Origin of the sequence: Candidatus Pelagibacter sp. HIMB1636 (assembly GCF_052047675.1) — a bacterium.
In the GTDB taxonomy this organism is placed as follows: Bacteria; Pseudomonadota; Alphaproteobacteria; order Pelagibacterales; family Pelagibacteraceae; genus Pelagibacter.
The window spans coordinates 1,090,786-1,109,483 of sequence record NZ_JBNAJP010000001.1 but is presented as its reverse complement, the minus strand read 5'-3'; the positions used below and the strand labels follow the sequence as shown (position 1 = coordinate 1,109,483).

Annotated in this window: 20 protein-coding genes; 8 read left to right on the top strand and 12 right to left on the bottom strand. The window is 30.4% G+C overall.

Annotated features, from left to right (window positions below; all coding sequences use genetic code 11):
- The first annotated feature begins 4 nt into the window (after positions 1 to 4).
- From odhB to atpC, 8 genes are all read left to right on the top strand, one after another.
- Positions 5 to 1,306 (top strand): 2-oxoglutarate dehydrogenase complex dihydrolipoyllysine-residue succinyltransferase, encoded by a 1,302-nt coding sequence (gene odhB / locus ACTTA6_RS05790; RefSeq protein WP_440613697.1) that lies wholly within the window; start codon positions 5 to 7, stop codon positions 1,304 to 1,306.
- Positions 1,307 to 2,707, top strand: coding sequence for a dihydrolipoyl dehydrogenase (lpdA, locus tag ACTTA6_RS05785; RefSeq protein WP_440613698.1), 1,401 nt, complete (start codon positions 1,307 to 1,309; stop codon positions 2,705 to 2,707).
- A gap of 22 nt (positions 2,708 to 2,729) precedes the next feature.
- On the top strand, positions 2,730 to 4,685 hold the full coding sequence (gene priA / locus ACTTA6_RS05780; protein WP_440613699.1) for a replication restart helicase PriA: 1,956 nt from the start codon (positions 2,730 to 2,732) through the stop codon (positions 4,683 to 4,685).
- Positions 4,686 to 4,793: 108 nt separating this feature from the next.
- Positions 4,794 to 5,351: an ATP synthase F1 subunit delta gene (gene atpH, locus ACTTA6_RS05775; protein ID WP_440613700.1), complete on the top strand. Its 558-nt coding sequence runs from the start codon at positions 4,794 to 4,796 to the stop codon at positions 5,349 to 5,351.
- Positions 5,352 to 6,887: a F0F1 ATP synthase subunit alpha gene (atpA, locus tag ACTTA6_RS05770; protein ID WP_262589886.1), complete on the top strand. Its 1,536-nt coding sequence runs from the start codon at positions 5,352 to 5,354 to the stop codon at positions 6,885 to 6,887.
- A gap of 6 nt (positions 6,888 to 6,893) precedes the next feature.
- The gene (locus ACTTA6_RS05765; RefSeq protein ID WP_075506072.1) at positions 6,894 to 7,766 is read left to right on the top strand and encodes a F0F1 ATP synthase subunit gamma; all 873 of its coding nucleotides are present in this window, start codon (positions 6,894 to 6,896) and stop codon (positions 7,764 to 7,766) included.
- Positions 7,767 to 7,768: 2 nt separating this feature from the next.
- Positions 7,769 to 9,187 carry a F0F1 ATP synthase subunit beta gene (atpD, locus tag ACTTA6_RS05760; protein ID WP_262589885.1) on the top strand — a complete coding sequence of 473 codons (1,419 nt, stop codon included), beginning with the start codon at positions 7,769 to 7,771 and terminating at the stop codon, positions 9,185 to 9,187.
- On the top strand, positions 9,187 to 9,579 hold the full coding sequence (atpC, locus tag ACTTA6_RS05755) for an ATP synthase F1 subunit epsilon (protein WP_440613701.1): 393 nt from the start codon (positions 9,187 to 9,189) through the stop codon (positions 9,577 to 9,579). Before atpD ends, atpC begins: the two co-directional genes overlap by 1 nt.
- Here atpC and ACTTA6_RS05750 read toward each other — a convergent pair.
- The 12 genes from ACTTA6_RS05750 to metX all read right to left on the bottom strand — a co-directional run bounded on the left by ACTTA6_RS05750 (position 9,572) and on the right by metX (position 18,601).
- On the bottom strand, positions 9,572 to 10,048 hold the full coding sequence (locus ACTTA6_RS05750; protein ID WP_440613702.1) for an RNA pyrophosphohydrolase: 477 nt from the start codon (positions 10,046 to 10,048) through the stop codon (positions 9,572 to 9,574). The genes atpC and ACTTA6_RS05750 overlap by 8 nt on opposite strands.
- Before the next feature lies 1 nt (position 10,049).
- On the bottom strand, positions 10,050 to 11,186 hold the full coding sequence (locus ACTTA6_RS05745; protein WP_075506497.1) for a S41 family peptidase: 1,137 nt from the start codon (positions 11,184 to 11,186) through the stop codon (positions 10,050 to 10,052).
- Positions 11,183 to 11,533, bottom strand: coding sequence for a ribosome silencing factor (rsfS, locus tag ACTTA6_RS05740; RefSeq protein WP_075506496.1), 351 nt, complete (start codon positions 11,531 to 11,533; stop codon positions 11,183 to 11,185). The genes ACTTA6_RS05745 and rsfS overlap by 4 nt, the downstream gene beginning before the upstream one ends.
- Before the next feature lie 17 nt (positions 11,534 to 11,550).
- The gene (nadD, locus tag ACTTA6_RS05735) at positions 11,551 to 12,078 is read right to left on the bottom strand and encodes a nicotinate (nicotinamide) nucleotide adenylyltransferase (protein WP_440613913.1); all 528 of its coding nucleotides are present in this window, start codon (positions 12,076 to 12,078) and stop codon (positions 11,551 to 11,553) included.
- Positions 12,074 to 13,324 (bottom strand): glutamate-5-semialdehyde dehydrogenase, encoded by a 1,251-nt coding sequence (locus tag ACTTA6_RS05730; protein WP_440613703.1) that lies wholly within the window; start codon positions 13,322 to 13,324, stop codon positions 12,074 to 12,076. Before ACTTA6_RS05730 ends, nadD begins: the two co-directional genes overlap by 5 nt.
- Positions 13,325 to 14,431 (bottom strand): glutamate 5-kinase, encoded by a 1,107-nt coding sequence (gene proB, locus ACTTA6_RS05725; protein ID WP_440613704.1) that lies wholly within the window; start codon positions 14,429 to 14,431, stop codon positions 13,325 to 13,327.
- Positions 14,421 to 15,404 carry an Obg family GTPase CgtA gene (cgtA, locus tag ACTTA6_RS05720; RefSeq protein WP_440613705.1) on the bottom strand — a complete coding sequence of 328 codons (984 nt, stop codon included), beginning with the start codon at positions 15,402 to 15,404 and terminating at the stop codon, positions 14,421 to 14,423. Before cgtA ends, proB begins: the two co-directional genes overlap by 11 nt.
- Before the next feature lie 26 nt (positions 15,405 to 15,430).
- On the bottom strand, positions 15,431 to 15,685 hold the full coding sequence (gene rpmA, locus ACTTA6_RS05715) for a 50S ribosomal protein L27 (RefSeq protein WP_075506491.1): 255 nt from the start codon (positions 15,683 to 15,685) through the stop codon (positions 15,431 to 15,433).
- A 14-nt stretch (positions 15,686 to 15,699) separates the two neighbouring features.
- On the bottom strand, positions 15,700 to 16,098 hold the full coding sequence (gene rplU / locus ACTTA6_RS05710; protein ID WP_440613706.1) for a 50S ribosomal protein L21: 399 nt from the start codon (positions 16,096 to 16,098) through the stop codon (positions 15,700 to 15,702).
- Between the two features lie 66 nt (positions 16,099 to 16,164).
- Positions 16,165 to 16,884, bottom strand: a complete 720-nt coding sequence (gene gloB, locus ACTTA6_RS05705) for a hydroxyacylglutathione hydrolase (RefSeq protein ID WP_440613707.1) — start codon at positions 16,882 to 16,884, stop codon at positions 16,165 to 16,167.
- A complete protein-coding gene (gene metW / locus ACTTA6_RS05700) occupies positions 16,885 to 17,481 on the bottom strand; it encodes a methionine biosynthesis protein MetW (protein WP_440613708.1) in 597 nt (198 codons plus the stop codon).
- Complete coding sequence (gene metX / locus ACTTA6_RS05695) at positions 17,471 to 18,601, bottom strand: homoserine O-acetyltransferase MetX (RefSeq protein ID WP_440613709.1); 1,131 nt, start codon at positions 18,599 to 18,601, stop codon at positions 17,471 to 17,473. The genes metW and metX overlap by 11 nt, the downstream gene beginning before the upstream one ends.
- Positions 18,602 to 18,698: the final 97 nt, after the last annotated feature.

Genomic DNA, 18,698 nt, shown 5'->3' with positions numbered 1-18,698 from the left:
TATAATGAGTGAAAAAATAGTAGTTCCAGTGCTTGGTGAGAGTATTACAGAAGCAACGGTTGCAAAATGGTTAAAAAAAACTGGAGATGCAGTTGAAGCTGATGAACCAATTGTAGAACTTGAAACTGACAAAGTTAATTTAGAAGTCCCATCACCAATAACTGGTGTTTTAACAGAAATTAATTCACAAGATGGCTCCACAGTGGAAGTTGGAGCTTTATTAGGTTCTGTTTCAGAAAATGGTTCAGCAAAAGTGATACCAACTGAAAAAAAAGAGGAACCTAAACAAGTTGAAGAAGCTCCTTCTGAAAACAATGTAATAAAATTAGATACAAATAAAAAAGAACCAGAAATTTTTGAAGATAAAAAAACAGAAATTCAAAAACCTAAGCCCTTAGTTTTGACTGAGGAAGTAGCACCAAAACCAGCGCCAGTAATAGATAATAAAAATGATACTTTGTCTCCTGCTGTCAGAAAAATTGTTACTGAAAATAATATTGATGTTAATTCAGTTCAAGGTTCAGGAAAAAATGGTCAGGTTTTAAAAGGAGATTTAATTGGTCTAATGGGAGCAAATCCAAAACCATCAGAGAGAAATATTCAATATGGTCAAGAAGAACGAATTAAAATGACTAGACTAAGACAGACAATTGCTAAGAGATTAAAACAAGCTCAAGAAAATGCTGCATTACTTACAACTTTTAATGAAGTTGACATGACAAATATAATGGAAATGAGAAAAGAAAATCAACAAGACTTTCAAAGTAGATATGGAATTAAATTAGGCTTCATGTCATTCTTTGTTAAAGCATGTGTAGTGGCCTTGAAACATTTCCCTGCTGTTAATGCTGAAATTGATGGCGATGAAATTATATATAAAAACTATTATAATATTAGTTTTGCTGTAGGTACGGATAAAGGTTTAGTTGTTCCAGTTTTAAGAAATGCAGACGAACTTTCGTTTGCTGATATTGAAAAAAATATTAAAGATATTTCTGAAAAAGCTAGAGATGGAAAATTAACAATTGAAGATCTACAAGGAGGAACATTTACCATCAGTAATGGTGGAGTGTATGGTTCAATGTTATCAACTCCAATTCTAAACTTACCCCAATCTGGTGTCCTAGGCATGCATAACATTGTAGAGCGACCAGTGGTAGTAGAAGGTGAAATAAAAATAAGACCTATTATGTATTTAGCTCTTTCTTATGATCACAGAATTATTGATGGCAAAGAATCTGTTTCTTTCTTAAAAATGATTAAAGAAAATCTAGAAGATCCTAGAAGATTATTTTTGGATATTTAAATGTCAGAAAAATTTCAAGCTGTAGTTATTGGAGGAGGGCCTGGTGGTTATGTTTGTGCAATTAGGCTTGCACAATTAGGTTTAAAAACAGCATGTATAGAGTCTAGAGGTTCACTAGGAGGAACTTGCTTAAATGTTGGCTGTATACCCTCAAAAAGTTTATTAAATCTTTCTGAAGAATTTCATAAAGTAAAAAATTTATCCAATAAGGGTATCGAGATAGGTGAGGTGAAACTTAATCTTGAAAAGATGATGAAAAGCAAAGATAAAGCTGTAACAATATTGACCAAAGGAGTTGAATTTCTTTTAAAAAAAAACAAAGTTACTTATTTTAAAGGTCACGGAAGTTTTAAATCAAAAAACCAAATCTCAATTAAAGATGACAAGAATAATGAGACAATCATTGAGTCAGAAAAAACAGTAATAGCAACCGGATCTGTGCCAGTTTCATTACCTGGAATTGATATTGATGAAAAAGTAATTGTTTCCTCTACAGGGGCCTTAAAATTAGAAAAAGTACCAAATAAAATGGTCGTGGTTGGAGGTGGCTACATTGGTTTAGAGATGGGTTCAGTTTGGTCAAGATTAGGTTCGGAAGTTCAGGTAGTAGAATTCTTAGATCATATTACACCTGGAATGGATAAAGAAATTTCATCTGAGTTTATGAAAATTTTAAAAAAACAAGGCATTAAATTTAATATGCAAAACAAAGTTGAAACAATTCAGAAAAATAACAACGGAGCGGTTGTTTCAACAGTAGATAAAGATGGCAATAAAAACAATTTTGAATGTGATGTGGTGTTAATTTCTGTTGGTAGAAAGCCAAATACGGATGGACTAAATTTAGATGCAGTAGGAATTGATTTAGATGAAAGAAAAAGAATAAAAACTGACAAAACTTTTAAAACAAATGTCGAAAATATTTTTGCTATTGGCGATGTAATAGTAGGGCCAATGCTTGCTCATAAAGCTGAAGATGAAGGAATAGCAGTTGCAGAAAATATTGCAGGACAATCTGGACATGTTAATTATGATACAATACCTGGTGTTGTGTATACTACTCCAGAAGTTGCATCTATAGGAAAAACAGAAGAACAATTAAAAGAACTTAATCAAAAGTATAAAGTTGGTAAATTTTCATTTATGGCAAATTCTAGAGCTAAAGCTATTGATGATGCTGAGGGATTTGTAAAAATATTAGCAGATGAGCAAACAGACAAAGTATTAGGAGCTCATATTATAGGCCCTCATGCAGGAGAATTAATTGCAGAAATTGGTGTAGCTATGGAATTTGGTGCAAGTTCAGAAGATATAGCAAGAACATGTCATGCGCACCCAACTTTTTCAGAAGCAGTTAAAGAAGCTGCATTATCAGTAGATAAAAGAGCAATACACTCTTAATTTTTTTTCATATTATAAAAATATGAAATTTCCGATTCTTTTACCTAATATTTTTGATCATCCATTTACTTATGAAAGTAGTATTGATCTCGAATTGGGAGACTATGTAGAAGTTCCTTTTGGTAAATCAAAAATTACAGGTGTAGTTTGGGATGAATTTGAAAAAAACAGCAACAAAACGTTTAAAATAAAAAAAGTTTTGAGGAAGTTAGATGTGACTCCTCTAAAAAAAAATACTATTAAATTTTTAAACTGGTTTTCAGATTACAATATTATTCCAAAAGGAATGGCTCTAAAGCTTATTTTATTAAGTAGTCATGCAATAGAAAATAAGGAGCTAAGTTCTTATAATAATTTTAAAAGTGAGATTAAAAATACATCTATAAAATTAACCAAAGATCAAATCAAAGCATATGAGGAAATGGTAAGCACTAACCAAAATTTTAGAGTACATGTGTTACAAGGAACAACAGGATCAGGTAAAACTCTTGTGTATTTTGAAGCTTTAAAAAACCTTATAAAACAAGGATATCAGGGGTTAATTTTGTTACCTGAAATAGGTTTAACAGGTCAATTTGAAAAAAAATTTAATGAATATTTTGGTTTTAATGCGGCTGTGTGGCACTCAGGAGTTTCAAAAAAAAAGAAAGAATTAATTTGGAGTGGAATATCAAATGGAGAAGTTAAAGTAATTATAGGAGCAAGATCATCATTATTTTTACCTTTTAAAAATCTAGGTATGATAATTGTAGATGAAGAGCATGATCAATCATTTAAACAAGATGAAGGTGTAACTTATAATGCACGAGATATGGCAATTTCTAGAGCTTCATTTGAAAATATACCAGTTAATTTAGTAACAGCTGTTCCATCAATTGAAACTTTTGAAAATATTCAAAAAGGAAAATATTCCTTATCAAGACTTACAGAGAGATATAAAAATGCTTCATTACCAAATTACGAAATTATAGATCTTAATAAAACCAAACTTGAAAAACAATCGTGGTTATCAGATAAAATAATCGAAAAAGTAAATTTTCACCTTGAGAGAAAAGATCAGGTTTTATTTTTTTTAAATAGAAGAGGTTTTTCACCTCATGCGTTGTGCAAAAATTGTTTAACTAGCTATTCTTGTCCAAATTGTACTATCAACCTTGTTTATCATAAAAATAAAAATAATTTATTATGTCACTATTGTGGTTTTAAAACTGATTTAAAAAGAGATTGCTCAAAAGAGGGTGAATGTAATTTTGTCTTTAGTGGACCTGGTGTAGAGAGGATATCTGAGGAAGTTAAAAAAAAATTTCCTAATAAGGAAGTTGAAATTTTTTCAAGTGATACAATGAATAAAAAAGACTCATCAAGTAAATTAGAAAGAATTATAAATAATCAAACTGAAATATTAGTTGGTACACAATTAATTTCTAAAGGATTTCATTTTCCAAGTTTAAATTGTATTGTTGTTGTTGATATTGATTTATCAGCTAACGGAAATGATTTAAGAGGAGCTGAAAAAAATTTGCAGTTATATCATCAGTTATCAGGAAGAGCTGGAAGGACAGGAAAACCTGCAACAGTATATTTTCAAACCTATAACAATAATAAAAATATGATTTTAGAAATTACAAATAAAAATCCTGATATATTTTTAAAAAGAGAACTAGAAATTAGAAAAAAAAATAAACTTCCACCTTATCAAAGATTTATTTCTCTGATTATGACTGGTGAAAATCAAAAAAAATTAGAAAAAGAGGCTTATGACTTTAAAAATTATTTAGAAAATAAAATTGAGGGAAATATATTGGGTCCAGTTGAGGCTCCTATATTTAGATTAAAAAGAAATTTTAGGGTCAGATTTTTAATTAGAGGTTCAAAATCTATGAAACTACAAAATGCTATTGCAAAATCAGTTCCAAAATACAAATTTTCTAAAGGAATAAAACTTTCAGTTGATGTTGATCCAATTAACTTCAATTAGGCCCAAAAAAGAGGACTTTTTCGTCAATCAGTCACTTGAAGACATAAAGGTCATATGCTAATTAGAGCGTGATTTTTAAATAATCTTCAACATTTTAGAGGTATCAAGTTGAGCAAAGACACAGGATTTTCAATTACTTCAGCAGAAAGGTATTCACTTGCGCTTTATGAATTATCTACTGAAAGCAATGTTACATCCCAAATAGAAGAGCAGTCACTCTCAGTTCTAAAATTGTTAGAACAAAGCCAAGATTTTTCAAATTTAATAAAAGATCCAACTACAAGCCAAGATGATTTATTAAAAGCAGTTAATACAATCTCAGAAAATTATAAATTTGATAAATTGTTAAAAAATTTTTTAAGTTTTTTAATTCAAAAGAGAAGGTTCTTTTTTGTAGAAAGAATTCTTAAAAGTTTCATCGAGATCTGTTCAGAAAAAAGGGGAGAACTAAAAGCCGAATTAAGATCTGCTAAACAATTATCTAATGAAGAAATTAAACAAATTACGGAAGAATTAACTAAAAACTTTAGTTCAAAAATAAAATTAAACTACAAACATGATGAAAGTTTAATAGGAGGTTTAGTAGTACAGGTAGGGAGTACTATGGTTGATACCTCAATTAAAAGTAAATTACAACAAATCGAAAATAGAATGATAGAGGCATAAATGGAAATAAATCCTTCAGAAGTTACAAAAATATTAAAAGAACAAATAAAAAATTTTGGAGATAAAGCAGAAGTTACTGAGGTAGGTCAAGTTTTATCGGTTGGTGATGGTATCGCTAGAATTTACGGTCTTGACAATGTTCAGGCTGGAGAGATGGTTGAATTTTCTGATGGCTCTAAAGGTATGGCCCTAAACTTAGAGAGCGAAAACGTTGGTGTTGTAATTTTTGGTGATGACAGAAATGTTAAAGAAGGTGATGTTGTAAAAAGAACTGGAAAAATTGTTGATACGCCAGTTGGAAAAGAGTTACTAGGTAGAGTAGTAGATGGTTTAGGAAATCCAATTGATGGCAAGGGTGCATTAGATAAAAGTGTACAAAAGAGCAGAGTAGAGGTTAAGGCTCCTGGAATTATCCCTAGACAATCAGTTAATGAACCAATGCAAACAGGTTTAAAATCAATTGATAGTTTGGTTCCAATCGGAAGAGGACAAAGGGAATTAATCATTGGTGATAGACAAACAGGAAAAACTGCGGTTGCAGTTGATGCAATCATAAACCAAAAAAAGATCAATGAATCAGGCGATGAAAAACAAAAATTATATTGTATTTATGTTGCTGTAGGTCAGAAAAGATCAACTGTTAGACAAATTCAAAAAACTTTAGAGGAAGCTGGTGCAATGGAATACACAACAATTGTTGCTGCAACAGCATCAGACTCAGCGCCACTTCAGTTTTTAGCTCCATATACTGGTTGTGCTATGGGTGAATATTTCAGAGATAATGGAATGCACGCGTTGATTATTTACGATGATTTATCAAAACAAGCAGTTGCTTACAGACAAATGTCACTTTTACTTAGAAGACCTCCAGGACGTGAAGCTTATCCAGGAGATGTATTCTATTTACATAGTAGATTATTAGAAAGAGCTGCAAAATTGAGTGATGAACATGGTGGAGGATCTTTAACAGCACTTCCAATTATTGAAACTCAAGGTGGAGACGTATCTGCATTTATTCCAACAAATGTAATTTCAATTACGGATGGTCAGATTTTCTTAGAAACTGAATTATTCAACCAAGGAATAAGACCTGCAATTAACGTTGGTTTATCAGTTTCAAGGGTAGGCTCATCTGCACAAACTAAAGCGATGAAAAAAGTTTCAGGATCTATGAAACTTGAGCTTGCTCAATATAGAGAAATGGCAGCATTTGCTCAATTTGGTTCAGATTTAGATGCTTCTACTCAACAGTTATTGAATAGAGGATCAAAATTAACTGAGCTTTTAAAACAAAAGCAATATTCTCCAATGACAGTTGCTGAACAAGTAATTTCGGTTTTCTGTGGTGTTAAAGGATATCTTGATGATATCGATTTAAAAGATGTTGCAGGTTTTGAAAGTAAAATCATTGAGAAATGTAAATCAGAAAAACCTGAGATTATTGAGTCGATACAAAGTTCAGGAAAACTTGAAGAGGATAAAGAAAAGTTATTAGTTGAACTGATTACTCAATTAAAGGAAACTCTTAAATCTTAATTTGATATGGCAAGTTTAGACGACCTAAAAAAAAGAATAGCCAGTGTAAAATCTACACAAAAGATTACTAAGGCTATGAAAATGGTTGCAGCTGCAAAATTAAGAAAAGCACAAGAAAGTGCTGAAAAAGGACGACCTTATTCAGAAAAAATGAACAATGTAATTTTAAACCTTTCTAGTGGAATTTCAGATAAAGAAAATGCACCAAAGTTATTAGCTGGTACAGGACAAGACAAAGTTCATCTTTGTGTTGTAATGACATCAGATAGAGGTCTATGTGGTGGGTTTAATTCCAACATAATTAAGAAAGCAAAAAGTTACTTTTCTAAAATTTTAGATGAGAATAAAGAGCTTAAAATTATCACTGTAGGTTCAAAAGGCAATGACCAGCTTAAGAGAATTTATGGTGACAAAATAATTGAAAATATTTCATTTAAAGAATCGAAAAATGCAAATTATTTTGATGCAGATAAAGTAGGAAAAATTATTATTGAAAAATTTGAAGCAGGTGAATTTGATGTTTGTACAATTTTTTACAATAAATTTAAAAATGTAATTACGCAAATCCCACAGGCTCAACAAATAATTCCTTTAAATGATGAGGGAAGTGAAAATAGTTCAGATGAAAGTTACGAATTTGAACCAGATGAAGATGAAATTTTAAGCAATTTGTTGCCAAAAAATATTTCAACACAAATATTTAAGGCAATGTTAGAGAATTCAGCTAGCGAACAAGGATCCAGAATGAGTGCAATGGATAATGCAACCCGAAACGCAGGTGAAATGGTTGACAAACTTACTATCGAATATAATAGAAGTCGTCAGGCAGCAATTACTAAAGAACTAATAGAAATCATATCAGGAGCAGAAAGTTTATAATTATGAGCAAAGGAATAATCACACAAGTTATTGGAGCGGTAGTAGACGTAAAATTTGAGGGAGAATTACCGGAAATTTTAACAGCATTAGAATGTAAAAATGGTGACAATAGATTGGTTTTAGAGGTTGCTCAGCACTTAGGAGAAACTACTGTAAGAACTATTGCAATGGATGCTACTGAAGGATTAAAAAGAGGAGATGAAGTTGTAAATACGAATGCTCCTATTCAGGTACCTGTTGGACCAGAAACATTAGGTAGAATTATTAATGTAATTGGTGAGCCAATTGACGAAAGAGGTGAGGTTAAAACTAAAGAAAGCTGGCCTATTCACAGAGCTGCGCCTGAATTTAATGATCAATCAACTGAAACTGAAATATTAGTTACTGGTATTAAAGTTATCGACTTATTAGCACCATATGCCAAAGGAGGAAAAATTGGACTATTTGGAGGTGCTGGTGTTGGTAAGACAGTTTTAATTATGGAATTGATTAACAACGTTGCGAAAGCACATGGTGGATTTTCAGTTTTTGCTGGAGTTGGAGAAAGAACTAGAGAAGGAAATGATCTTTACCATGAGATGATGGAATCTGGAGTAATCAAGCAAGATGGCCCTGGTTCTAAAGCTGCATTGGTTTATGGACAAATGAATGAACCCCCAGGAGCAAGAGCAAGAGTTGCTTTAACTGGATTAACAGTTGCAGAATATTTTAGAGATCAAGAAGGACAAGACGTTTTATTCTTCGTTGATAATATTTTTAGATTTACTCAAGCTGGTTCAGAGGTATCTGCTCTATTAGGTAGAATTCCTTCAGCTGTAGGATATCAGCCTACATTAGCCACTGATATGGGTAATCTTCAAGAAAGAATTACAACAACAAACAAAGGATCAATTACTTCTGTGCAAGCGATTTATGTTCCAGCTGATGACTTGACTGATCCAGCGCCTGCAACATCATTTGCTCACTTGGATGCTACTACTGTACTTTCAAGACAAATAGCTGAAATTGGTATTTATCCTGCAGTAGACCCATTAGATTCTACTTCAAGAATTTTAGATCCAAGAATAGTAGGTGATGAGCACTATAGAGTTGCGAGAGATGTACAAAGAATTTTACAATCTTATAAATCACTTCAGGATATTATTGCTATTCTTGGTATGGATGAATTATCTGAGGAAGATAAATTAGTTGTCGCAAGAGCAAGAAAGATTCAAAGATTTTTATCTCAACCATTCTTTGTTGCGGAAGTATTTACAGGCTCACCAGGAAAATTAGTTGATCTTGAATCTACAATCAAAGGATTTGATGCAATCTGTAAGGGTGAATATGATCACTTACCTGAAGCAGCTTTTTACATGGTCGGTACAATTGAAGAGGCTATTGAAAAAGCTCAAAAAATGGAAAAAGAAGCTGCAGCTTAATGAGCGAAGAATTTAAAATTGAGATAGTAAATCCTGAAAAATCTTTTTTGGTCAAAGAAGATGTATCGGAAGTAGTAGTACCTGCTTTTGAGGGAGAAATGGGGATATTAAAAGATCACATTTCAATTATCTCATTTTTAAAACCAGGTATTATCAAAGTAAGTTCAAAATCTGGTGATGAAAATTATTATGTTGAGGATGGTATAGTAGAGTTTAAAAATAATAATTTATCTATTCTAACTAGCTCAATTTATAATTTATCTGAAATGGACAAATCTGTTCAACAGGATTTGCTGAAAAAAGCTGAAGAAGAGGCAGGAAAGTCAGATATTAATGATCAAGCTAAATATTTAGTAGATCAAAAAATTGAAGTTTTAAAAACTCTTAATTAAGAATTTTTTTTACTTTATCTTTAACTTCTTTGTACACGTGTAGTTTAAAATCAACCACTAGGTCTGTGATTTTGTCTAGCTCTACCCATTTCCAGTCTAAAAACTCAGGGTGTTTAGTTTTGATATTTATTTCACTATCTGACCCAACAAATCTCATTAAAAACCATTTTTGTTTTTGACCTCTATACTTTCCTTTCCAAATCAAACCAAGTAATCTATCTGGAAGTTCATAAGTTATAGTCCCGTCTAATTCTTTGATCAATTCGACACTCTTAATACTAGTTTCCTCTTCTAATTCCCTGTAAGCAGCTTTTAAAAAATCCTCACCTTCATCCACACCGCCTTGGGGCATTTGCCAAAAATTTTTGGGGTTATCTATTCTTTTAGCAACAAATACTTTGTTATCATTATTTAACACAACAATTCCAACTCCACTTCTTAGTGGAAGATTATACAAATCTTTTTTCATTTTATCCGTTGAGTAATTTAATTGCGTAATTTAACTGATTATCAGTTTCAGTTCTTATTTTAAAATTATCACCTTCTTCATTCACTTCAATGTCTGGACGTACACCAACCTCAGATATAGATTTTCCAGATGGAAGATAATATTTTGCAACAGTTAATCGTATTGCGCCTCTATTTTTAAGAGGAATAATAGATTGAACTGAACCTTTGCCATAACTGTTTTCACCTACAACAATTGCTCTTTTGTGATCTTTTAAAGCTCCTGCAACAATTTCTGATGCTGAAGCTGATCCATAATTTATCAGTACTAATAATGTTTTTCCGTCAGTTATGTCTCCTTTTTTTGCAAACCATTTTCTATTATCAGATTTTTTTCTACTTTTAGTGGAGACAATTTCACCATTTTCTAAAAAGAAATCAGATATTCTTATTGCTTGGTTTAGTAATCCACCTGGATTATTTCTTAAATCCAAAATAAATGAATTAAGATTTTTATTTTTTTTTAATTTCTTTATTTGTTTTTCTATTTGATCACTACTGTTTTCATTAAATGAAGTTAATCTAATATAGCCGATATTTTCTTCTAATAACTCTGACTTAACTGATTGAATTTCAATTATCTCTCTAGTGATATTAAATGTTAGTGCTTTTTTTTCTCCTCTTCGTCTAACTGTTAATTCTATACTTGAACCTACTGGGCCTCGCATTAAATCAACAGCTTCACTTAGAGATTTCCCTTGAACTTGGGTATCATTAATTTTCACAATGTAATCACCAGCTTTTAATCCAGCTTTTGACGCTGGTGTGTCATCAATAGGTGAAATAACTTTAACAACTCCTGCTTCCATACTTACCTCAATTCCAAGGCCGCCAAATTCACCGCTAGTTTCAGTTTGCATTTCCTCCAGAATTTCAGGAGACATATAAGAGGAATAAGGATCTAAAGATTGAAGTAAGCCATTGATAGCAGAGTCCATGCTTTCAGATTGATTGATCTCATCAATATATTCTCTATTTATTTTTTCTAAAACCTCGCCAAATAAATCTATCTTTTTGTAAATATCTACTTCAGAAGAGTTTGCTGAACTTAAATAAAAAAATGATAAAAAAATAATTGAGTAATATTTAATTATTTTCATATCATTACTTTTTCTTTAGGAATAAATTCTGACCAGATTTTTTCTAATTCATAAAATTTTCTTTTCTCTGGATGAAAAATATGAACGATTAGATCTATACCATCTACCAATTTCCATTCACCACTTTCTTTACCTTCAATTTTAGAGTCTTTAATTCCATTATCTTTAAGCTTTTCTAACACTTGTTCAGATAAAGACTGTATATGTCTAGATGATGTACCGCTTGCTATTATCATATAATCTGCCATCGAACTTTTATCTTTTAGATCAATAGTTACTATGTCTTCAGCTTTGTTAAGATCTAATGTGGTGATTACAATTTCTTTGAGATCTGAAATTTTATCCATTAATTAAATTTAGACTATCAAATTTTTCTTAATTGAGAAGATGAAATGTTGACTTTATTAAACTCTATGAATTTGAGGCTGGTATTACCAAGAGCCCTAAATGTCTTTGATTTTAATGAGTTTTTTTTGTAGCCATGTCTATCGAAAACTAAAATATTACACTTTTGTGAAATAGATTTTGATTTATACCATCTGTGAAAATTTATTAAGTTATCTGCTCCCATTAAAAAATAGATTTCAATATTTTTATTTTTTTTTAAATGATTAATTAAATCGATTGTTTTATTTGAATTAATTTTATTTTCGTAAAATCTCACTTTTATAAATGAATTTTTACCAATAATTTTTTTACAGAATTTTATTCTTTCAGTAACTGAGGTTTTGCTCTGGTTTTTAAATGGATTTTTTTTTGTGATTGCCCAAATAATGTTTTTAAGCTCAAATCTTTTTTTTGCTTCTTTTGAAATTGCTAGATGACCTTTATGAGCAGGATCAAATGATCCTCCTAAAATTCCTATTTTTGTCTTATTTGATTTCAAATTAATTTCTTATTTTACCGTTACTTGTAATTTGATACTTGTATGAAACAAGTTGATTAAGTCCTACAGGCCCTCTCGGTGGTAGTACATTGGTAGAAATTCCAACTTCTCCTCCAAACCCAAATTCACCTCCATCTGCAAATTGAGTTGAAGTGTTATGCATAGCAATAGAGCTTTTGACTTCTTTTAGAAATTGATTAGCTGTTTTTTTGTTTTTTGTAATTATTGAGTCTGTATGCATTGTTCCATACTTATTAATATGACTTATAGCTTCATTGAGGTTGTTTACTATTTTAACGGAAACTACAGAGCTTAAATATTCTGTAGACCAATCTTTTTCAGTAGCTTGAAAAATTTTACCCTTATAAAATTTAGCTAAAGTCTTTTCTCCATAAATTTTACAACCATTTTTTTCTAAATTACTCAGGATTGTATTGCTAAATTTTTTAACAATATTTTTATGTAGAATAATGGTTTCGGTTGCTCCACATATGCTAGTGTTTCTTAATTTTGCGTTAGTAACAACTCTATTTGCCATCTTTAATTCAGCGTCTTTGTCGACATATGTATGACAAATACCCTCAAGATGACCAATTATAGGAACCTTAGAAAGTTCTTGAACTTTTCTTACAAGATTTTTTCCACCACGTGGGATTATAACATCAATATATTCTTTCATTTTGGAAAGCATTACATCAACCATCTTTCTGTTTTTAGAGTCTATAAATTGTATAAAGTTTTCATCTACTTTATTTTTTTTGAGCGCTTTTCTAAAGAGTTTTGACAAAATTCTATTTGAATTGATTGCCTCAGAACCTCCTCTTAAGATTACTGCATTACCTGATTTGAAACATAAACCCGCAACATCTGATGTAACATTTGGTCTACTTTCATAAATTACACCAATAACACCTATTGGAATTGATACTCTACTAATATTTAATCCATTAGGTCTTTTCCATTTTTCTAGAACATGATTAATGGGATCTTTAAATTTAATAATACTAATAATAGAATTTCTGATGTCGTTTATTTTTTTCTCATTTAAATGAAGTCTATTAATTAAATTTTCTTTTAATCCTATTTTTTTTGCGTAATTAATATCTTTAGTATTTTCTTTAATTATTAAACCTTTGTTTTCGTTAAGCATTTTAGCATAGTAGGCTAAAACACTATTTTTAACTTTTGTGTCTATTTTATATTGACTTGCTTTTCTTGCTCTTTTACCGATTAAATTCATATAATTATTCATTTATACTTCTACCATATCATCTTTATGAATAACTTCAGATTTTGCAACATACCCAAGTAATTTTTGAATTTCATTCGAATGGTGTCCCATAATTTTTTTTACTTCATCAGAAGAAAAAGAACTTAAACCCCTAGCACATTCATTATTTTTTTTATCTAAAACTTTTATATGATCACCTTTGTTAAATCTTCCTGATACATTTTTAATACCTGCAGCTAGTAAACTTTTTCCAAGCTTTAACGCTTTTTTGGCTCCATCATCAATTACAATATTTCCTTTAGGTGCAATTGAGCTAATTATCCATTTTTTTCTAGCATGAAGTTTAGAGACCTTTGGGCTGAACCATGTACAATTATTTTTTTCAATAATTTTTGAAATAGGATTTGAATACAGTCCGTTTGCAATAATCATACTGCTGCCAGCTAATTGACAAATTTTAGCAGCTTCAATTTTTGTTTGCATTCCTCCACTTCCATATTCATTAATTCCTTTGATATTAATTTCTTTTAAGTCTTTGTTTATATCATTTACTATTTTTATTAGTTTAGCGTCTTTATTTACTTTTGGATTTTTTGTAAAAAGGCCATCTACATCTGAAAGTAAAATTAATGTATCGGCGTTTGTAATTTGAGCTACTCTAGATGCCAATCTATCATTATCTCCATATTTTATTTCAGTTGTTGCAATTGTATCATTCTCATTAACAACTGGGATAAATCCAAGTTCGAATAAATTTTCGAATGTTCTTTTGGCATTTAAGGATCTTCTTCGTTCCTCTGTATCTTCTAGAGTTAACAAAATTTGTGAAATATTTAATTTGAATTTTGAGAAGGTCTGAGAGAATAAATTCATTAGTTCAATTTGGCCAATAGAGGCAATTGCTTGACTTTTATCTAACTTAATATTTTTTTTGTTAAAATTCATTTTTTTACATCCAAGAGCGATAGCACCTGAACTAACAATGACTATTTTTTGATTTTTATCTTTTAGTTTTTTGATGTCCCTCGCAAAGCTTGAAAGCCATTTTTTTCTAATTTTTTTATTTTCATCAACTAATAAAGATGAACCAATTTTAATAACAATAATTTTCGAGTTTTTAAGATACATAGGATAATAATTTTGCCTTAATTTTTGAAACCGACTCTTTATTTAAAGTTGTCATAGTCATTATCTCACAATTTTTATCTTTAGAGAAATCATCAATTACATCTTTAGCTGTGTCTTCATCAATTAAATCTATTTTGTTAAACACAATTAACTCTCTCTTTTCAAGCATTTTAGAACTGTAATTTTTAAGTTCATTTTTAACCTGATCATAAGATTCCTTAAGATCAAGATTAGTAATATCAATTAAATGTAATAAAGATTTGCATCTTTCTATATGTTTTAAAAACTGTATCCCAAGTCCAACACCTTCATGGGCACCTTCTACTAATCCTGGTATATCGGCTATTGTGATTTCTTTATCATCATAGCTAGCAACACCTAAGTTAGGATTAAGTGTTGTAAATTTATAATTAGCAATTTTAGGATTTGCGTTTGTAAGTGCTGCCAACAAACTTGATTTTCCTGCGTTCGGTAATCCGATAATTCCGATATCAGCTATTGTTTTAAGTTGTAACCAAATTGTAAACTCTTCTCCCAAAGTTCCTTTCGTAAACTTTCTTGGAGCTCTGTTTGTAGAACTTTTAAATCTAGTATTTCCCAAACCACCTTTGCCACCATTAGCTGCAATGTACTCCTCTCCTTTTTTGTTAAAATCAAATAATAGAGTTTTGTTATCTTCTTCAAATACCTGGGTTCCAAGAGGAACTTTTAAAACCAAATCCTCACCACTTTTACCTGTTCGATTTTGACCAGAACCATTTTCTCCACGTTGAGCTTTGTGATGTTGTTGATATCTGTAATCAATTAAAGTGTTTAAGTTTTCTTCTGATTTTAAAATGATAGAGCCACCTCTGCCTCCATCACCTCCATCAGGTCCTCCAAACTCAACGTACTTTTCTCTTCTAAAACTTGGTGAACCGTCACCGCCGTTTCCAGCCTTAATATAAATTTTAACTTGATCGAGAAATTTCATAATACAACATTTTCTTGGTTGTACTATTAATTGGGTTTTACTGAAACGTAAGTTCTATCTAATTTAGATTTTTTGAATACAACTTTACCTTTGATAACAGAAAAAATTGAATGATCTTTTCCCATTCCAACATTTTCGCCAGGAAAAATTTTTGTTCCTCTTTGTCTAACAATTATATTTCCAGGTATTACAGTTTCTCCACCGTATTTTTTAACACCAAGTCTTCGACCAGCACTATCTCGTCCATTTCTCGATGACCCACCTGCTTTTTTTGTTGCCATAATTTACCTAATAACTATTTACTTGCAGCTTCCTTAACTTCTTCTTTTTTGGAAGCTGGTTTAATTTTTTCAGCTTCAGATAATACTTTACCATCTTTTGAAAAAATTTTGTTTATTCTTATCAAAGAAAATTGTTGTCTGTGTCCATTTTTTCTTCTTGAATTTTGTCTTCTTCTTTTTTTGAAAATTAGAATTGTTCTATTTTTACTATTTTTAATTAAATCTGCCTCTACCTTAGCACCTTCAATATTAGGAGTTCCAACCTCAATATTTTTATCATCCCCATATGCTAGGATTTCATTAAATTCTATCTTAGTTTCAGGCTTTGAATCTGGTAATTTTTCAATTTTTAATATTTCACCAGATTTAACTTTGTACTGTTTACCACCTGTTTTTATTACTGCGTATGACATAGTATGAATATTAAATTTAAGTAACCGCAATATAGTTACCGGAAGCCTATAGTCAAGCTGAATTAGTTAGAAATTATCCTTTAAATCCCTTAATTTTGAAAAGGATTTTAGGTCATTAGCTCTTAAAAAAATATTACAATCAATTTCATCTTGTAAGGTTGATGGAATAGTAGGCAAATTATTATTTCTTTGTTGTTTTATAAATTCTATTTTCTTTATCAAAGAAGAGTTTTCAGAATCATGTTCCAAGCAGAATTTTGAATTATTCAAAGTATATTCATGGCCACAGTAGATTTTTGTTTCTTTAGGTAAAGATTTTAATTTATTTAAAGAGTTATACATTTGTTCATATGTACCCTCAAAAATTCTACCACATCCAAGTGAGAAGAGAGTATCTCCGGTGAATAATAAGTTTTCTTTAAAAAAATAAAAACAAATATGTCCTGTTGTGTGTCCAGGGATGTGAATAATTTTAGCTTTAAAATTTCCGCTATTCCAATTTTCGTTATCCTTTAATAAGATATCAATCTCTGGTATCCTTTTTGCATCTCCATTAAATCCTAAAACAACAGATCCAAATCTTTTTTTTAATTCAGTATTACCACCAATATGATCATAGTGATGATGAGTATTTAAGATATATTTTAATTTAATATTTTTGTCATTTAAGTAATTGATTATTGGTTTAGCTTCACTTGGATCAACAACACAAGCTTCCAGTTTATCTTCATCTATAATTAAATAACTATAATTATCTTGAAGGCAGGGTATAATTTCAACTTTCATTTATTTTTCTATTAAAAATATTCCAAGGTCAGCAAATAAATTTTTAGTTCCTAAATTACTATTTGTTATATTTGAAGTGTTGTTGCTATTTAAAGCTAAAGTTTTTATCATTTTAATTTCTTTAAATTTTATAAAATTTACAAAATCTTTAATTGTGCACATATGTAAATTAGGTGTACTGTGCCATTGTTCTGGCAAAGATTTTGTTATTGGCATTGTGCCCTTAAATAATAAATGCAATCTAACTTGCCAATTACCAAAATTTGGTATCGTTACAATTGCTTTTTTTCCAACTCTTAAAAGTTCATCTAAAACAATTTCAGGGCTTAAAAATGCTTGGAGTGTTTGACTCAATACTACATAGTCAAACGATTTATCAGGAAATTGTTTTAAGTCTTTCTCTGCGTTACCTTCTATTACAGTTAATCCTTTTGCAATACATTCTTGTACTTTTTCCTTAGAAATTTCCAGTCCTCTTACATTTATATTTTTATGTTCTTTTAAAAATTGCATCAAAGTTCCATCTGCACAACCTACATCTAAAACTTTTTTATTATCCTCAATTAAATCTGATATTACTTTAAATTCACTTTTCATTTTTTAATTCTATATAAGATTTGTCTAAGAAATTCTTTAGTGCATTTAAAAAATCAGGTACATCTAATAAAAAAGAGTCGTGACCTTTATCAGATACAATTTCTACAAAACCAACATCTGCTCCAATAGAATTTAAAGCTATAACAATATCTTTATTTTCTTGGGTTGGATAAAGCCAATCAGAAGTAAAAGAAATAACAAAAAATTTAGCTTTTGTATTTTTAAATGCATCAGATAAATTTCCATTAAATTGTTTAACTAAATCAAAATAATCCATAGCCCTAGTTATGTAGAGGTAGCTGTTTGCATCAAATCTATCTACAAATACAGATCCTTGGTATCTCAAATAACTCTCAATTTGAAAATCCGCATCAAAACCAAACTTCAAATCTTCTCTTTCTTGCAATTTTCTTCCAAACTTTTCCTGCAAACCTTTTTTAGAGAGATAAGTTATATGAGCTGCCATTCTTGCAACAGCAAGCCCTTTACCTGGGTTTGTGTTATTAGCTTCATAATTTCCATCCTTCCAATTGCTGTCAGCAGTGATTGCCTGTCGTCCTAGTTCATTGAAAGCAATATTTTGTGCCGAATGACTTGAAGTTGTGGCAATGGGTATAACCGTTTTAGCTTTATCAGGAAAGTTGGTGATAAATTGAAGAACTTGCATACCTCCCATAGAACCTCCGGTAATTGCAAATAGTTTATCAATTCCAAAGTGTTCAAGTAAATTATATTGTGCATTCACCATGTCATTAATTGTAATAACTGGAAAATCAGTTCCAAAAGTTTTCTGTGTTTCAGGATCTTTATGACTTGGTCCATAAGATCCCATACATCCACCAATTACATTTGAACAAATAACAAAATATTTATTGGTATCTATTGCTTTGTCTGGGCCTACAGCAAAACTCCACCAACCATCTTTTTTAGTAATAGGATTTAAACCAGTTACAAATTGATCTCCAGTTAGTGCATGAAATACTAATATAGCATTGTCTTTATTCTCATTTAAAGACCCATAAGTTTCGAATGCAATTGGAAAATTGTTTATAGTTTTACCGCAATCTAATTTAAGAGGTTTTTTTATAATTAATGTCTTAATATTTTTTTCTGTATTCATTTTAAAGCCTTTAGATGAATTGTGAGAAAAAAAACTATTTTAGCGGTTTTTTTTAAGCGCTCGCAATTCAGTTAAATCAGCGCATAAATTTTGTACA

Bases quoted from the DNA above. Each gene is read 5' to 3' on its own strand.
- atpC (WP_440613701.1), top strand. From the start codon at position 9,187: ATGAGCGAAGAATTTAAAATTGAGATAGTAAATCCTGAAAAATCTTTT.
- cgtA (WP_440613705.1), bottom strand. From the start codon at position 15,404: ATGAAATTTCTCGATCAAGTTAAAATTTATATTAAGGCTGGAAACGGC.
- ACTTA6_RS05765 (WP_075506072.1), top strand. From the start codon at position 6,894: ATGGCAAGTTTAGACGACCTAAAAAAAAGAATAGCCAGTGTAAAATCT.
- metW (WP_440613708.1), bottom strand. From the start codon at position 17,481: ATGAAAAGTGAATTTAAAGTAATATCAGATTTAATTGAGGATAATAAA.
- rsfS (WP_075506496.1), bottom strand. From the start codon at position 11,533: ATGGATAAAATTTCAGATCTCAAAGAAATTGTAATCACCACATTAGAT.
- atpD (WP_262589885.1), top strand. From the start codon at position 7,769: ATGAGCAAAGGAATAATCACACAAGTTATTGGAGCGGTAGTAGACGTA.
- ACTTA6_RS05750 (WP_440613702.1), bottom strand. From the start codon at position 10,048: ATGAAAAAAGATTTGTATAATCTTCCACTAAGAAGTGGAGTTGGAATT.
- gloB (WP_440613707.1), bottom strand. From the start codon at position 16,884: ATGAAAGTTGAAATTATACCCTGCCTTCAAGATAATTATAGTTATTTA.
- proB (WP_440613704.1), bottom strand. From the start codon at position 14,431: ATGTATCTTAAAAACTCGAAAATTATTGTTATTAAAATTGGTTCATCT.
- ACTTA6_RS05730 (WP_440613703.1), bottom strand. From the start codon at position 13,324: ATGAATAATTATATGAATTTAATCGGTAAAAGAGCAAGAAAAGCAAGT.
- priA (WP_440613699.1), top strand. From the start codon at position 2,730: ATGAAATTTCCGATTCTTTTACCTAATATTTTTGATCATCCATTTACT.
- odhB (WP_440613697.1), top strand. From the start codon at position 5: ATGAGTGAAAAAATAGTAGTTCCAGTGCTTGGTGAGAGTATTACAGAA.
- metX (WP_440613709.1), bottom strand. From the start codon at position 18,601: ATGAATACAGAAAAAAATATTAAGACATTAATTATAAAAAAACCTCTT.
- ACTTA6_RS05745 (WP_075506497.1), bottom strand. From the start codon at position 11,186: ATGAAAATAATTAAATATTACTCAATTATTTTTTTATCATTTTTTTAT.
- lpdA (WP_440613698.1), top strand. From the start codon at position 1,307: ATGTCAGAAAAATTTCAAGCTGTAGTTATTGGAGGAGGGCCTGGTGGT.
- rpmA (WP_075506491.1), bottom strand. From the start codon at position 15,685: ATGGCAACAAAAAAAGCAGGTGGGTCATCGAGAAATGGACGAGATAGT.
- rplU (WP_440613706.1), bottom strand. From the start codon at position 16,098: ATGTCATACGCAGTAATAAAAACAGGTGGTAAACAGTACAAAGTTAAA.
- atpA (WP_262589886.1), top strand. From the start codon at position 5,352: ATGGAAATAAATCCTTCAGAAGTTACAAAAATATTAAAAGAACAAATA.